Here is a 2,032-nt window from a genome sequence, read left to right as displayed (position 1 = left end):
GGGCTGAGCCGCGCGCGGGAGAATGAACGCATGAGCCTGCGCATCACCGACGACCCCGCCGCCGACGACCTGCTGTCGACGAACCCGCTCGCGCTGCTGATCGGCATGCTGCTCGACCAGCAGGTCCCCATGGAGACCGCGTTCGCGGGCCCGCTCAAGATCCAGGAGCGGACCGGTTCGATGGATGCCGCCGCCATCGCCCACCAGGACCCCGACGACTTCACTGCGGCGTTCTCGCAGTCGCCCGCGGTGCACCGTTTTCCGGGGTCGATGGCCACGCGCGTCCAGGCACTGTGCGCCGCGATCGAGAAGGACTGGGGCGGAGCGGCCGAGAACCTCTGGACCCGCGACGACCCCGACGGCGCCACGGTCCTGAAGCGCCTCAAGGCCCTCCCCGGCTTCGGCGAGCAGAAGGCCAAGATCTTCCTCGCCCTGCTCGGCAAGCAGCGCGGCTTCGACGGCACCGGGTGGCGCGAGGCCTCGGCGCCCTACGGCGAGGACGGCTCGTACCGCTCGGTGGCCGACATCGTCAGCCCCGAGTCGCTGACGAAGGTGCGGGAGTACAAGCGCGCGGCCAAGGCCGCCGCGAAGAACGGCGAGTGAGCCCCCGCTCGGCAGGGGCCCGGACGAGCACGCCCCGTCGGGGAGGCGTGGACGCGCACGTGCGCTGACCGCGCAAGCGGCAGAACGAGATACCGGATGCCACGACCTCGAGGCCGTGGCATCCGGTATCGACTCAGAGCGGGTCAGGCCCCGCGCAGCCGCTCCGCCAGGTAGCCGTGCAGCGCGTCGAGACCGATGCGCTCCTGGCCCATCGTGTCGCGGTCGCGGACGGTCACGGCGTTGTCGTCGAGCGAGTCGAAGTCGATCGTGACGCAGAACGGCGTACCGATCTCGTCCTGACGGCGGTAGCGGCGGCCGATCGCGCCGGCGTCGTCGAAGTCGACGTTCCAGCCGGCGCCGCGCAGGGTGTCGGCCACCTCGCGCGCGAGGGGCGACAGGCGCTCGTTGCGCGACAGCGGCAGGACGGCGGCCTTGACGGGCGCGAGACGCGGGTCGAGCTTGAGCACCGTGCGGGTGTCGGTGCCGCCCTTGGCGTTGGGCACCTCTTCTTCGCGGTACGCGTCGACGAGGAACGCCATCATCGCGCGCGTCAGGCCGAACGACGGCTCGATCACGTACGGCGTGTACTTCTCACCCGACGCCTGGTCGAAGAACGTCAGCGACTGGCCCGACGCCTCGGAGTGGCTCTTGAGGTCGTAGTCGGTGCGGTTGGCGACGCCCATGAGCTCGCCCCACTCCTTGCCCGGGAAGCCGAAGCGGTACTCGACGTCGATCGTGCCGGCCGAGTAGTGCGCGCGGTCGTCCTCGGGCACGTCGAAGCGCTTCATGTTGTCGGCGTCGATGCCGAGGTCGATGAACCAGTTCCAGCAGGCCTCGACCCAGTGCTCGAACCACTCGTTCGCCTCGGCCGGCGGGGTGAAGTACTCGATCTCCATCTGCTCGAACTCGCGCGTGCGGAAGATGAAGTTTCCGGGCGTGATCTCGTTGCGGAACGCCTTGCCGACCTGGCCGACGCCGAACGGGGGCTTGCGACGCGATGCCGTGAGCACGTTCGAGAAGTTCACGAAGATGCCCTGCGCGGTCTCGGGGCGCAGGAAGTGCAGGCCCGACTCGTCGTCGACGACGCCGAGGTAGGTCTTGACCAGGCCCGAGAACGACTTGGGCTCGGTGTACTGGCCCTTGGTGCCGCAGTTGGGGCAGGGCACGTCGGCGAGGCCGTTCTCGGCCTTGCGGCCCTTGCGCGCCTCGAAGTCCTCGATGAGGTTGTCGGCGCGGAAGCGCTTGTGGCAGCTGAGGCACTCCACGAGCGGGTCGGTGAAGGTCGCCACGTGACCCGAGGCCTCCCACACCCGCTTGGGGAGGATGACGCTGGAGTCCAGCCCCACCATGTCGCCGCGACCGCGGACGAACGTCTGCCACCACTGGCGACGGATGTTCTCTTTGAGCTCGGTGCCGAGCGGGCCGTAGT

General features: G+C 69.5%; 2 protein-coding genes. One reads left to right on the top strand and one right to left on the bottom strand.

Annotation, left to right across the window (positions count from 1 at the left end):
* Positions 1–30: 30 nt before the first annotated feature.
* Positions 31–603, top strand: coding sequence for an HhH-GPD-type base excision DNA repair protein (locus DBR36_RS10370; RefSeq protein WP_108319125.1), 573 nt, complete (start codon positions 31–33; stop codon positions 601–603).
* A 143-nt stretch (positions 604–746) separates the two neighbouring features.
* Here DBR36_RS10370 and DBR36_RS10365 read toward each other — a convergent pair.
* Positions 747–2,032 (bottom strand): glycine--tRNA ligase (locus DBR36_RS10365; protein ID WP_258222713.1); only part of this gene is annotated, 1,286 nt, incomplete at its 5' end.

The organism is Microbacterium sp. HMWF026, assembly GCF_003061325.1.
In the GTDB taxonomy this organism is placed as follows: domain Bacteria; phylum Actinomycetota; class Actinomycetes; order Actinomycetales; family Microbacteriaceae; genus Microbacterium; species Microbacterium testaceum_E.
This window is presented reverse-complemented; position numbering and strand designations above follow the sequence as displayed.